This window comes from Calothrix sp. 336/3 (genome assembly GCF_000734895.2).
In the GTDB taxonomy this organism is placed as follows: Bacteria; Cyanobacteriota; Cyanobacteriia; order Cyanobacteriales; family Nostocaceae; genus 336-3.
This window is the reverse complement of sequence record NZ_CP011382.1, coordinates 5,794,937-5,809,877: the sequence shown is the minus strand read 5'-3', so window position 1 is coordinate 5,809,877 and position 14,941 is coordinate 5,794,937. Positions and strand designations below refer to the sequence as shown.

The 14,941-nt window shown below is 42.6% G+C and carries 9 protein-coding genes; all 9 read left to right on the top strand.

What is annotated here, in order from left to right; all coding sequences use genetic code 11:
• The 9 genes from IJ00_RS24180 (at window position 1) to IJ00_RS24140 (ending at window position 14,862) form a co-directional block, all read left to right on the top strand.
• On the top strand, window positions 1-1,281 hold the full coding sequence (locus IJ00_RS24180; RefSeq protein ID WP_035157620.1) for a polysaccharide ABC transporter ATP-binding protein: 1,281 nt from the start codon (window positions 1-3) through the stop codon (window positions 1,279-1,281).
• Window positions 1,282-1,301: 20 nt separating this feature from the next.
• Window positions 1,302-1,907: a hypothetical protein gene (locus tag IJ00_RS27275; protein WP_052754532.1), complete on the top strand. Its 606-nt coding sequence runs from the start codon at window positions 1,302-1,304 to the stop codon at window positions 1,905-1,907.
• Between the two features lie 257 nt (window positions 1,908-2,164).
• Window positions 2,165-6,619, top strand: coding sequence for a DUF4082 domain-containing protein (locus IJ00_RS24170; RefSeq protein WP_238178388.1), 4,455 nt, complete (start codon window positions 2,165-2,167; stop codon window positions 6,617-6,619).
• Window positions 6,620-6,852: 233 nt separating this feature from the next.
• On the top strand, window positions 6,853-10,086 hold the full coding sequence (locus IJ00_RS24165; protein WP_035157614.1) for a N,N-dimethylformamidase beta subunit family domain-containing protein: 3,234 nt from the start codon (window positions 6,853-6,855) through the stop codon (window positions 10,084-10,086).
• 105 nt (window positions 10,087-10,191) lie between these two features.
• The gene (locus tag IJ00_RS24160; RefSeq protein WP_046814909.1) at window positions 10,192-10,749 is read left to right on the top strand and encodes an acyltransferase; all 558 of its coding nucleotides are present in this window, start codon (window positions 10,192-10,194) and stop codon (window positions 10,747-10,749) included.
• Between the two features lie 144 nt (window positions 10,750-10,893).
• Entirely contained in the window at window positions 10,894-11,511 is a 618-nt protein-coding gene (locus tag IJ00_RS24155) for a hypothetical protein (RefSeq protein WP_144416078.1), read from the top strand.
• A gap of 152 nt (window positions 11,512-11,663) precedes the next feature.
• On the top strand, window positions 11,664-12,701 hold the full coding sequence (locus IJ00_RS24150) for a Gfo/Idh/MocA family protein (RefSeq protein ID WP_035157610.1): 1,038 nt from the start codon (window positions 11,664-11,666) through the stop codon (window positions 12,699-12,701).
• Complete coding sequence (locus tag IJ00_RS24145) at window positions 12,698-13,807, top strand: DegT/DnrJ/EryC1/StrS aminotransferase family protein (RefSeq protein ID WP_035157608.1); 1,110 nt, start codon at window positions 12,698-12,700, stop codon at window positions 13,805-13,807. Before IJ00_RS24150 ends, IJ00_RS24145 begins: the two co-directional genes overlap by 4 nt.
• Window positions 13,807-14,862, top strand: a complete 1,056-nt coding sequence (locus tag IJ00_RS24140; RefSeq protein WP_238178387.1) for a hypothetical protein — start codon at window positions 13,807-13,809, stop codon at window positions 14,860-14,862. The genes IJ00_RS24145 and IJ00_RS24140 overlap by 1 nt, the downstream gene beginning before the upstream one ends.
• Window positions 14,863-14,941: the final 79 nt, after the last annotated feature.

Genomic DNA, 14,941 nt, shown 5'->3' with positions numbered 1-14,941 from the left:
ATGTCTGACGGTATCATTCATGTAGAAAATTTAGCAAAAAGATATATCATTTCCCATCAACAGGAATCGGGGGGACGTTACCGTTATAAATCACTGCGAGATGTGATAGCTAGTGGAACGAAATCTTTAGTCAAGAACTTTGTGAAACCAAGTTATCAAAAGAAGAATTCATCCTGTAAGGAAGAATTTTGGGCACTCAAAAATATCTCCTTTGATATTCAAGCAGGGGAAGCAATTGGGGTAATTGGGCGTAATGGAGCCGGCAAATCTACCCTGCTGAAAGTTTTAAGTCGCATTACTGAACCCACCCAAGGACGTATTGCCATTCAAGGAAGAGTTGCCAGTTTACTAGAAGTAGGAACAGGTTTCCATCCGGAATTAACTGGGAGGGAAAATATTTACCTCAATGGTTCCATTTTGGGGATGAGTAAGGCAGAAATTCAACAAAAATTTGACGAAATTGTTGCCTTTGCAGAAATTGAGAAATTTTTAGACACTCCAGTCAAACGCTATTCCTCAGGGATGTATGTGCGGTTGGCTTTTTCTGTTGCTGCTCACCTAGAACCAGAAATTCTGATTGTGGATGAGGTATTAGCTGTCGGAGATTCCGCATTTCAGAAAAAATGCCTAGGTAAAATGGGTGATGTTGCTACCAAGGAAGGGCGAACAGTCTTGTTTGTCAGTCATAGTATGCAGGCGATCGCCCAACTAACTAGCCGTTGTATCCTGCTTTCTCAGGGTAATGTGCAATTTGATGGTAGTACAGCCAAAGCAGTACAGTTATACCTAGCAGGGCAGACAGAAAATGCCGAAGCCCAAACTAGTTACCAAGCACCCTCCACTAAAACCGGAAACTATATTAGTTGGGCAAAAGCACACACCTCAGAAGGACAGGGAATACAATGTTGGGGCAAACCAATTACCTTTGAATTTGCTCTCCACATCGAAAAACCCCACGAAACTCTTTGGTTTTCCTTCCAGATAGTCAGTGCTTTACAGCAACCCATATCCATTTTCTGGTTTTATGAACCTGATGCAGCCTATCGCAGAGAACCAGGAATCTATACATTACGCTGCGAAATACCTGAATTACATCTATACATGGGTACCTATACTCTCACAACCTGGTTATCAGAAAGACGTAGTGAAACGCTTTTAGAAAATCTTAGAGAAATTTGTCAGTTTGAAGTCAGTATGCATGAATTTGAACGACCAGAATACCCATGGCAATCCGATGAATGTACTTATTTAGAAAATGCTATCTGGAAAATACTTGAATAAGTGCATTTGCTAAATTTAAAATGATTCGTAATTTATCCATAACTACCGTTGCCACTTGCCTGACTTGGGTAAGCTTGGCAATTTTTAATTCATATTTGGTAAAAGCAGTTACAGTCAGCCGAACCTTTACAGTTAGTGATTTCACTCGCCCAGGGATTGGCATCACAGATAATATTCTCTTTCCTCCGGGGAAGTCTTATACTGGTGTGTTTAGTTATAACGATGAACTTTTAACTGGCTCAGGTAGTACAGAGATTTCTCTTTTCCATCTCAGCTTTAATTTTTTAGGAATTACATATACGGAACGTGATGATGTTGGCTATCCTCGGTTTCCCAAGATAACCATACAAAATGGTAATTTTCAAGGATTAAATTTTGTGATTAACAAACCTGGATTAGCAGCAAATTTTAATCCTAGTGGCTTTTTCTTTGGGTTAACTCCATTAGCAACTGCTGGTCGAAATGAAACAGGTTATAGTGTCGTCGATCCCAATGGATTATATTTTGCCTCAGTCAGTTATGGTTCTCCTACAGTTGTTTCTGTTTGGGAGCCTAGCATTATACCCGGAATTGTTAGCGTGATTTTTACAAAATGGCTGATATCTAGAAAGAAAGTTAAATCTTGATTTTCTATGTTTTAGAATACAATATTCTGCATCATTTAGATAATTAGCTTATACATAGATATCAACAAAAGATAAACTTAATAAAACATTTTAATTTCCATCACTTCTCTACACTTATAAACCTGCAAAAGTTGCAGCAACTACACAGTGATGTTTTAGTTTTCCACCAACTTACCCTATAAAATATGAGGCGATATATAAAATATATTTCTGCATTTTGTTGTACTTTAATCCTGATCATTTCGATGAATCAAGTCATGGCAACACCGCCCTCTGACTCTCCAGGATTAAAACAGAATAAAAAAGCGGATTCTACAGCAATTACATCCATTGCCGTTAGTGCTGACGGCAAAACCGTAGCCGCAGGCATCGAAGATGCACGAGTAATTTTATACTCTGCTGACACTGGACAAGAAAAATTAACCGTCAAAGGCAATAATCAACTTCCGGTGACGAAAGTAGCCTTTAATCCTAAGGGTAAAAAAGTTGCTGGTGTTAGTCGGGATACTGTACTGAGAATTTGGGATATAGAGACAGGAGAACAGACTCGTAATTTAACGGGACATGAAAACCCAACTAGAGCCGTAGCTTACAGCCCAGATGGGTTAAAGTTAGCAACCGCAGGGGAAGATAGCCGAATTTCCCTCTGGAGTGAAGATAAGCTACTGCAAATTTTCAAAGGTCATCGTAACTTTATCAATGATTTAGCTTTCAGCCCAGATGGTACTATCTTGGCGAGTGCTTCAGATGATCAACGGATTATTTTCTGGGATGTCACCACGGGCAAAATCATCCAAACTCTACTGGGACATGCAGATGCAGTTACGGGTATTGCCTTTAGTCCCAGTGGCAAGGTATTAGTAAGTGCCAGTAAAGACGGAACGGTGAGAGTTTGGGATAGCAATGGTACACAAATTGATATCCTCAAAGGTCCTACAAAACGCTTACAAACAGTAGCCTTCAGTCCTGATGGTAAATATATTGCCGCCGGTGGTGAAGAGAACAAAATATTTCTCTGGGATGCTGATACCTTGAAACCTAGGGGTTCTCTCCCCTTAAATAAGGCAGCTAGAGTTAATAGTGTTGCCTTTAGCCCTGTGGATAGTAACAGCCTGGTGACGGGAGATGATGCAGGGGAAATATCTGTTTGGGATGTAGTTAAGGGTAATAAAAACAAACAAATTCAGGTTCCAAGGAAAACTGCTGCTGCTGTCAAGGCGTTGAAAAGCGAGAAATCAGGCAGCACCTTATCAACAACCCCATCGCAATTTGAAGATAAAACCTTAATTGCTGCTATCCCCACACCCCCCACAGGTCCTGTATTAGTTGTCACTAACAATTCCAACAAATTTGGAGAGTACTATACGGAAGTTCTCCGTAATGAAGGGCTGAACTACTACAGTGTTACAGATATCTCTTCAGTATCAACATCGCTGTTGAGTAACTATGATGTAGTGATTTTGGCAGAGATGAGCTTAACTCCGGCTCAGGTGACTACATTTACGACTTGGGTAAATGGTGGTGGTAATCTGATTGCCATGCGTCCTGATAAACAATTAGCAGGATTATTAGGCATTACAGATTCTAACTCGACCCTGAGTAATGGTTATTTGCTCATAGACACGAGCAAAAACGTTGGCAATGGATTAGTTAATCAAACTATTCAGTTTCACGGTACGGCAGACCGCTATACCTTAAGTACAGCTACTAGTTTGGCAAATCTTTATAACAATGCCACCACAGCCACATCTAATCCCGCCGTTACCCTGCGTAGTGTGGGTAGTGGGCAAGCTGCGGCGTTTACCTTTGATTTAGCTCGTTCTATTGTTTACACACGTCAAGGTAATCCTAGTTGGGCAAGTCAAGAACGGGACGGATTTTCACCAATTCGCTCTGATGACCAATTTTACGGTGCTGCCAGCTTCGACCCTCAGACAGACTGGGTAAATTTGAACAAGGTGGAAATTCCCCAGGCAGATGAGCAACAAAGGCTATTAGCTAACCTAATTATCAATATGAATTTTGCCAAGAAGCCCTTACCTCGCTTCTGGTATTTACCCAATGGCAAAAAAGCTGCATTGTTGATGACTGGTGATGACCATGGAAATGGGGGAACTGCTGGTCGATTTGACCAATTTATTCAGGAAAGTTCCGCCGGTTGTAATGTCGATAATTGGGAATGTATTCGCGGTACCTCTTATATTTACCCCAACACAGCCATTACTAACGCTCAAGCATCTGCTTATAACAATCAGGGATTTGAAATTGCTTTACACGTCAACACAGGTTGTGCAGATTACACAACTGGTTCTTTGACAAATAACTATACCCAACAATTAAGCCAGTTTAGTGCTAGTTATCCGAGTTTACCGGCTCCTGTCACCCAGCGTCATCACTGTCTTGTGTGGAGTGATTGGACAGGTGCTGCGGAAGTTGAACTGAATAAGGGAATACGTTTAGATACGACCTACTACTATTGGCCCCCCATTTGGGTATTAGATCGTCCGGGATTCTTTACAGGTAGTGGAATGCCAATGCGGTTTGCCAAAACCGACGGCACAATGATTGACGTGTATAAAGCGGCAACTCAGATGACTGATGAATCTGGACAGTCCTACCCTTTCACAGTCAATACTTTACTAGATAAAGCTTTAGGGGCAGAAGGTTACTATGGTGTTTTTAATATCAATGCCCATACTGATAACGGTTTACCTAGTTCCCAGGCAGATTCCGATGCAGCGATCGCCTCTGCAAAAGCTCGTAATGTACCCGTAATCACTGCCCGTCAACTACTAACCTGGTTAGATGGTCGCAATAATTCTTCCTTTAATTCCCTGGCATGGAATAGCACCAACGGGCAACTCAGTTTCAGTATCACCAAAGCAACTGGAGCAAATGGCTTACAAGCAATGCTCCCAACTCGCTCTGCGGATAAAATTCTCAGCACAATTACCCGTAATGGTAGCTCTGTCACCTTTGCCACATCTGGTATTAAAGGTATTGAGTACGCAGTCTTCCCTGGCGATAGTGGTTCCTACGTCGCTACCTATATTGCCGCACCCCCACCGGCGATCAATTCTACTTCTCCCAGCAACGGAGCAACTAATGTCAGTGTTGGCTCTAGTGTGACTGCCACCTTTAACCAGCCCATGGATGCTGCAACTATTAACGCTAGCTCCTTTGAAGTCAAAGACCCGGCAAATACCCTAGTACCTGGGAATATTACCTATGATGCGGCGACTCGTTCCGCTAAGTTAGAACCCACAGGTAATTTAGCAAATAACACAGTTTATACGGCTACCCTGAAAGGCAGTATCATCAAGAACCAATTTGGCAATACCCTGGGTAATGACTATACCTGGTCTTTTACCACAGCCGGATTGCCCTGTTCTCAACAACAACCCTGTCGAATCTGGACTAATTCTCCCACTCCCAATAACCCATCAACCAATGACCCCAACGCAGTTGAACTAGGAGTTAAATTCAAATCTGACTTTGATGGCTTTATTACTGGGGTGAGATTCTACAAGAGTAGCCAAAATACCGGAACCCATGTGGGAACCCTGTGGAGTAGTACCGGTCAACAGTTAGCTCAGGCAACCTTTACCAATGAAACTGCTTCTGGTTGGCAACAGGTAAGCTTTGGTAATCCTGTAGCGGTGACAGCAAATACTACCTATATTGCTTCCTACCATACAAATGTGGGTAGATATGCGGCTGACCAAAACTTCTTTGCTAACTCTGGGGTGGATAACCCGCCATTACGCGCTCTCAGTAATAATATTAGTGGTGGTAATGGAGTTTACCGCTATGGTGCAAATCCAGCCTTCCCCAACTCCACATATCTATCGACAAATTACTGGGTAGATGTCGTCTTCACTACTAGTACACCAGCAAATACACCGCCCACGGTCATTTCTACAAATCCGACTGGAACTGGTGTCAGTACTGCCACAACGGTGAAAGTGAAGTTTAGCAAGGCAATGAACTCGGCAACGATCAACACTAATACAATCCAGTTACGAGATGCTGCCAATAACTTGGTGACAGCGACTGTTACCTACGATGCCGCCAATAATACAGGAATTCTCACACCAAGTGCGACATTAACACCTAACACCAACTACACAGCCACTGCTAAAGGTGGTAATTCGGGAGTCAAAGACCAATCAAATACAGCCCTTGCCCAGGATTATAACTGGTCATTTACCACAGGTAGTGGTGTGACAATCTGGGATAACAGTGATACTCCGAATATTCTGGCTGATAATGAAACCCAAGCTGTAGAGGTAGGGGTGAAATTCCGCTCTGATGTTAATGGCTTTATTAAGGGGATTCGCTTCTACAAGAGTACAAGTAATACAGGTACTCATGTGGGAACCTTGTGGAGCAGTAGTGGTACAAACTTACAACAAGCTACCTTCACTAATGAAACTGCTTCTGGTTGGCAACAGGTTCTGTTTACAACTCCTGTGGCAATTACTGCCAATACGACATACGTAGCTTCCTACCATACCAATGTTGGTCGCTATTCCATCAATGAAAACTACTTTGCAAGTACGGGGGTAGATAGACTGCCCTTACGTGCTTTAAGTAACAGCGCTGGTGGAGGCAATGGAGTCTACAGGTACAGTGCAAATTCAGCCTTCCCCAACTCCAGTTACCTATCGAGTAACTACTGGGTGGATGTGATTTTCAGTACCACAAACTAAATCAAGAGGAGGGATTTTCCACGGGGAAAGTCCCTTCTGCATTGAGGAATGGAAGAAATCTTTTTAGCTATGAGTAGTTGTGAGTAATGGGTAATGAATTGTGAATTAAAGATTGAAACCTTTATGGGATAAGAGTTACTCCTAATTCATATCAAATATCAGTCTTATTTTTATCTGCTTAATTTATTCATCATGCTATTAAAACAAAATTTACTTTTGAACAAGGATTTACCATGAAAAGGTTCATCCGTATAATTTCCCTGACGATGGTAGCCTTTTTCCTAGTCACCATCGGTAACTTGGGCTGGAATTTTTCGGGAGAAAGGGTACTTGCAGCTAATTGCAATGCTCCTGCTAACGCGATTGTGGCGGAAAACTGTTTGACAGGAAATCTGCCCTCCGATTGGGATATTACCGGAATCGGAGATAGTAGTATTCAGGGATTTGCCACTGATATTAGTTATAACCGTGGGCAAAGAGTTGATTTCAAAATCAAAACTCCTGCAACTCAGTATCGTCTTGATATCTACCGTATGGGTTATTACGGTGGTCGAGGTGCAAGAAAGGTAAATACAGTTAACGTCAATCGCACTTCAGCACAGAATCAGCCTAATTGTTCAACGAATACAAGTACTGGCTTGGTTGACTGTGGCAATTGGGCAGTATCTGCGTCGTGGGATATACCTAGTACTGCTACGTCAGGCATATACTTTGCTAAGGCTGTGCGCTCAGATACTGGTGGGGCAAGTCACATCGTATTTATTGTCCGAGATGACTCTAGTACATCGGATATTCTGTTCCAAACTTCCGATACTACTTGGCAAGCATATAACAGCTATGGAGGCAACAGTCTCTATACTGGCTCACCGGCAGGTAGAGCATATAAGGTGAGTTATAACCGCCCATTTAATACTCGGATAGTTGACAATGGTCAGGATTGGTTATTCAACGCCGAATATCCCATGGTGCGGTGGTTAGAGGCAAATGGCTATAGTGTGAGCTACTTTACTGGGGTAGATAGCGATCGCTATGGTGATTTGATCAAAAATCATAAGATATTCCTCTCCGTTGGTCATGATGAATATTGGTCAAAACAACAAAGAGATAAAGTCGAAGCAGCTCGCAACGTTGGAGTGAATCTCGGTTTTTTCAGTGGGAATGAAATATTTTGGAAAACTCGCTGGGAAAATAGTATCGCTAACCCCAATAGTACCTATCGGACTCTGGTTTGTTACAAAGAAACCAAAGCCAATGCTATCATCGATCCCCAACCCAATATTTGGACTGGAACCTGGCGCGACCCTCGTTTTAGTCCCCCGAAGGATGGCGGATTGCCAGAGAATGCTCTCAGTGGCAACATATTTAAGGTGAATGGGGGAACCACGGCGATCGAAGTACCTGCCGATGACGGAAAGATGCGTCTGTGGCGTAATACCAACATTGCTACTTTGGCACCAGGAAATAAGGCAACTCTCACCAGTGGTACCCTGGGATACGAGTGGGATGAAGACTTAGATAATGGTTTCCGTCCCCCTGGCTTGGTGAGAATGTCCAGTACTATAGTCAATGGTGTAGAGATACTACAAGACTTTGGGTCTAGCTATGCCATAGGTACGGCAAATCATCATTTGACCTTGTATAAACACAATAGTGGAGCCTTAGTTTTTGGCTCTGGAACCATACAATGGTCATGGGGTTTGGATGGTAATCACGATCGCGGTAACACAACACCGGATGGCAGGATGCAGCAAGCAACGGTGAACCTGTTTGCCGATATGGGTGTACAACCAGGGAGTTTACAATCTGGTTTATCTCTGGCTTCAGCTTCCACCGATGGCTCTACCCCCACTTCTAATATTTCCTCACCCCTCGCAAATGCCAATGTACAAGTCAGTAATCCTACGACTATTACTGGTACAGCCAGTGACTTCGGAGGGGGTGTCGTTGGTGCGGTGGAAGTCTCTGTAGATGGTGGCAATACCTGGCATCCTGCCAATGGTCGTGGTAACTGGAGTTATGATTGGACTCCCGCAACTTTAGGGACAGTGACGATTAAAAGCCGTGCTGTAGATGACAGTGGCAATTTACAAACACCTGGAACTTCCGTCACATTGAATGTCGTTCCCCGTGATTGTCCTTGCAGTATTTGGCAGAATAATCCCACACCCAGTGTGATTACAGACCCTTCTACAAATGCTGTGGAGTTAGGTGTCAAATTCCGTTCTCAGATAAGTGGTTACATCACTGGTTTACGTTTCTATAAGGGACCACAAAATACGGGAACCCATGTTGGGACACTTTGGACAAGCGGTGGTCAACAGTTAGCAAGGGCAACTTTCACCAATGAAAGCTCCTCTGGTTGGCAGCAGGTAAGTTTTTCCCAACCTGTAGCCATTACTGCAAATACATTATACGTGGCTTCTTACCATACCAACGTCGGACGCTACTCGATTAATGAGCAGTACTTTACTAACTCTGGCTTTAATAGCGCTCCCCTCTATGCTCTACGCAACGGGGAAAATGGGAATAACGGGGTCTATGCTTATAATGCCAATCCCACCTTCCCGACTTCCAGCTACAACGCCAGCAATTACTGGGTAGATGTCATATTTAGTACGACTGCACCCCAGGATACTACCCCACCAACGGTTACAGGAACAACACCTGCCAGTGGGGCAACGGGTGTAAGTTTAGCTACCAACGTCACGGCAACTTTTAGTGAGGCGATCGCCCCGACAACTGTTAATACTAATACCTTGGAGTTACGAGGTGCGAATAATACCTTAGTATCAGGGACAGTGAGTTACAACTCTGCCAATAACAGTGCTACTTTTACCCCTAGCAGCTCCTTAGCACTGAGTACAACTTATACTGTCACAGTTAAAGGGGGAACCGTTGACCCCAGAATTAAAGACCCAGCAGGTAATGCTCTAGCACAAAATTATACTTGGTCTTTCACAACAGGCAGTAATGCTAGTAGTCCGGTGAGTGCATGGGATAATACGGCGACTCCAGCAGTTATCACTGACCCAGAAACCGCACCTCTGACTTTAGGTGTGAAGTTCCGCACAGATGTAAGTGGTAGTATTACTGGCATCAAGTTTTACAAGAGTCCCGAAAGTATAGGGGTTCACATTGGCACAATCTGGACAAGTAGTGGTCAGAAAGTGGGTGAAGTTACGTTCACGAACGAAACTGCTTCCGGTTGGCAGCAAGTTAACTTTCCGACACCAATTCCCATCACTGCTAATACCACCTACGTTGCTTCTTACCATACGAATGTGGGTAAATATTCACTGACAGAGAATTACTTTACCTCTGGTGTGGATAAACCACCATTACGTTTGTTAAGTAATAGTGCTGGAGGTGGTAATGGTGTCTATGTTTACAGTTCAACTCCCACCTTTCCCAATTCTAGCTACGCAGCTAGTAATTACTGGGTAGATGTTATCTTCAATCCTAATTAAATAGGATTAACAAGATAGTAGGAATCGGGGTATGTAGTAAATCATGATTTTGACATACCCCAGGATTCTGAACTGTGATGTTGTAGATTTATATTCCTAAAAAATATGCCAATTAACGATAATGTCAGGTTAGGTCATAACGTCAAAGTTTTTCATCCTGATTTGGTCAATCTCTATAATTGTGAAATTGGAGATGATACAAAAATTGGTACTTTTGTCGAAATTCAAAAAAATGTGGTTGTGGGTAGTCGTTGTAAGATTTCTTCCCACAGTTTTCTTTGCGAAGGTGTAATTTTAGAAGATGAAGTATTTATCGGTCATGGAGTCATGTTTACCAATGACCTTTATCCTCGTGCTAGTAATGAGGATGGTAGCTTAAAAACCGATGATGACTGGGATGTGATTACAACTTTGGTAAAAAAAGGTGCAGGAATTGGGAGTAATGCCACAATTTTGCCAGGTATCACAATTGGTCAAAAAGCCATGATTGGTGCGGGTGCTGTTGTCACCTATGATGTCCCTGATTATGCCATTGTTGTGGGTGTTCCGGGGCGTATTGTTGGAGATGTGCGAGACAAGGAAAAAATAACAGTCAGTGGCGATAGAGCTACCCTCCGCCGAAGCGGCGATCGCGTAGCGGAACGGAGTTCTATCGCTGAATAAACAATATTCCCGATTTTTCATAGAAGTAGAGGATATTGAACCTCGAAAAAAGCAAATATAAACTAGTAAAATTACTCAAAATTTTTCACTCAGACTCAGTTAAATTCAGATGTTACAAAATTAACTCACTCCAATTCGTGAACTATGTTCAACAGCATCTACCCGTTTTCTGTATCTGCAACGGCAAAAATATCCTCCATAATCTCGATAGTGGTGGCGATCGCTGCTACTGCGACTCCTGTAACTGCACTACAACTTTTCTATAGCAGTCCAGGAAATGTCAGCAAAATAGAGGATTTTATAGTTGATGGCATCACCTATGATGTGACTTTTAAAAATGATACGTTTTTCAATATATTTGGTAATCCTAATAACACAGATTTTCTTAAGCCGACTTTTTGGGATAACCAAAATCTAGCGAAAACAGCAGTAAATAATCTTGTACCCCTGCTAAATAATCAAAAACCTGTGCCGACTCAGGTAAATAATTCTCCATCAGTATTATTTCCCTATCGAGGAGTGGTGGCAAGTAATGGAAATCTCTTCCTGGTGAGCAAAGTCAGTAGTTACATTACCCAATGGAATGATTTTCAGGGAGAAAGTCAAGACATTTTCACACAAGGCAATACAATTGCCAACTATGCAATTTTTACGCCAAAAACAGCAACAAAAACTATTCCTGAGCCACAAGTATCAGCTGGGATTTTAGGTACAGTCTTCATTATTGCCGCCAATAGATTCAAAAGAAAAGTTAGGGAATAAGTAACTAATTTTTAATAAATTTATCTGAGTATCCTATGACACAAGCATATAAAGAAAGGAAAATTTAACTCCATGATATGGATATCTCAACCTGGCTTTACCTAATAGCCGGGTTTTTCTTTGCTGCAAGACAATAATTAAGAGAAAAGGCAATGACAAAAAATCTTAATATCGCTGTAATTGGTTATGGTTACTGGGGTCCAAATCTGGTAAGAAATTTTGCAGAAATTCCTGGAGTTGAGGTCAAAATTGTCAGTGATTTTAAATCAGAACTGCTAGCCAAAGTCCAAGCAAGATACCCGAAAATTAAGGTGACAACAAATTGTCAGGATATTTTTCAAGACCCTGACATTGATGCGGTGGTAATTGCGACTCCAGTTTCTAGTCATTTTGATTTAGCACTAGCAGCATTAAAAGCAGGAAAACACGTCATGGTAGAAAAACCCATGACAGTCACCTCGGAACAGTCCATTAGATTAATTGATGAAGCCGAAAAGCGTAATTTAGTATTAATGGTAGACCACACCTTTGTCTATACAGGTGCGGTGAGAAAAATGCATGATTTAATTGCCTCTAAGCGATTAGGTGATATTTATTATTACGATTCAGTGCGGGTAAATCTGGGACTATTTCAACATGATGTCAATGTCATTTGTGATTTAGCTGTCCATGATTTATCGATAATGAATTATGTTTTACCTGCTCAACCCTGTGCAGTATCTGCAACTGGAGTCAGTCACGTTCCCGGTGAACCAGAAAATATTGCTTACTTAACTCTCTTTTTTGAGACTAACTTAATTGCCCATATTCATGTGAATTGGTTAGCACCAGTAAAAGTACGTCGGACTTTAATTGGTGGTTCCCAGAAAATGATTGTCTTCGATGATTTAGAACCGAGCGAAAAATTAAAGATTTACGACAAGGGAATTACTGTTAACGGTAACACCGAAAGCTTATATCAAATGTTGATTGGCTACCGTACAGGTGATATGTGGTCGCCAAAATTAGATATGACAGAAGCGCTACGGACGGAAGGTTTGCACTTTATTGATTGTATTACTAAAGGCGATCGCCCCATTACCGATGGACAAGCCGGACTGCAAGTAGTGAAAATTTTGGAAGCTGCTACCCAGTCCATGAAAAATCAAGGTCAGTTGGTTGAATTAGACAAAGTAGGAGTAGTAGCATGATTCCATTTGTAGACTTGAGAGCGCAATACCTCAGCATCAAAGACGAAATTGATACCGCAGTCCTGAGAATTTTAGATAGTACTCAATTTATCCTCGGTAAAGAAGTTGCAACCTTCGAGCAGGAATTTGCAGCATATTGTAATGCAGAATATGGTATTGCTTTAAACACTGGAACTAGTGCCCTACACTTAGCACTACTCGCCGCAGGTATTGGTCCAGGTGATGAAGTTATCACCACACCCTTTACCTTTGTTGCCACAGTTGCCGCCATTGTTTATACCGGGGCAACACCCGTATTTGTCGATATTGATCCAATTTCCTACACCATTGATGTCAGCAAAATTGAAGCGGCAATTACAGCAAAGACTAAAGCCATTTTGCCAGTTCATCTCTATGGGCAATCCGCAGATATGGATCCAATTATGGCGATCGCCCAGCGTCATGGTTTGGTAGTTATCGAAGATGCGGCACAAGCACACCGAGCCGAGTATAAAGGGCGACGCATCGGTAGCATTGGTGATATCGGATGCTTTAGCTTTTACCCCGGCAAGAATCTCGGAGCCTATGGAGAAGGTGGAGCCGTTGTCACTAATAATGCCGAGTATGCCAAAACCATAGGGATGTTGCGGGATTGGGGACAGGAGAGTAAATATCATCACGTCCTCAAGGGGTACAACTATCGTATGGACGGTATGCAGGGGGCAATTCTGCGGGTGAAGTTACGCTACCTAGATGCCTGGACAGAAGCACGTCGTAACCATGCAGCAGTCTATGACAAACTTTTGATAAATTCTGGGGTGACAACACCCACTGTCATGCCCTACAGTTACCATGTTTACCATGTCTACGCAGTTCGCACCAATCAACGACAGAGACTGCAAGACCAACTGAATGAAGAAGGAATTCAAACAGGTATCCATTATCCCATACCCGTACACCTCCAGGCAGCCTACGCAGATTTAGGGTATAAGGTGGGTGATTTTCCTCACTCGGAATTAGCTGCTAAGGAAGTGCTTTCCCTGCCGATGTATGCAGAACTCAGTACAGCACAGGTAAATACTGTGGCACAAACCCTACAAAGTCTTCTCCAAGGAGTCACAGTTTAATGAGCGATTCCCGTCCGGGTTTAAATCCCCAGCGTCTTGTGAGTTTGATGCGGCAATCCATCCAGCGCTGTGATTTGCGACTGCAACAGGCAACTATTTTGACAGAAGCTGCCACAGGTGCATACATTGTCACTCCCGTATTGGCAGCAATGGCAGGAGCGGAAAAGGTATATGCAATTACCCGTAGTACTGCCTATGGAACAGCAGAAGCAGTGATTAGCCAAACACAGCATCTAGCAACACTTGCGGGAGTAGGCGATCGCCTGGAATTTATCAGCCAAAAAACACCAGAAATAGTTGCTCAAGCTGATATCATCACCAATAGTGGTCACGTACGTCCCCTGAATGCTGAAATCATTAATTGGATGAAACCTAGTGCTGTCATTGGCTTAATGTATGAAGCATGGGAATTTCGACCAGAAGATTTGGATTTGTTAACTTGTCGATTACGAGATATCCCCGTGGTAGGAGTCAATGAGAGACATCCCGCAGTCGATGTATTCTCTTTCTTGGGAATTATGGCTGTGAAATTGCTCTTAGATGGGGGAGTTTCCGTTTATAGCAGTAAAATTCTCTTGCTCTGTGACAATCCCTTTTTACCTTTTATTGAAAGGGGTTTAACCCAAGCCGGAGCAACAGTAGATACCGTTGAAAGTATCTGCCAAGCGCCCCAAGATACAAATTATGATGCCATTTTAGTGGCACTACAACCCCGTAGCCAAGAGGTATTATCTGGGGAAGATGCCAAGGCGATCGCTGCAAATTTTCCTGGTGCATTAGTTGCCCAATACTGGGGAGACATTGAGCGTTCTAGTTTTGTGAATGAGAATATTCCTATATTTCCAGAAATAGCACCCAAATCTGGGCATATGGGAATTTTACCCTCAGCAGTTGGACCAGAGCCAATTATTCGCCTGCAAACCGGGGGACTCAAAGCAGCTGAAGTGATTTGGAGACGTTCTACTGAATCCGATACAGGTGGCGAACGCTATCAGACAACAACTCAGGTTTTAACTAAAAACCAAGCCAAAATGGAATTTGTTCAGTTGTTGTAATTGCTGTAATTCCAATTTCTATTCATCACCATAACCCCAATTTCCATTCATTGGGGTTAGAGATCATCTTTGCTCTTTT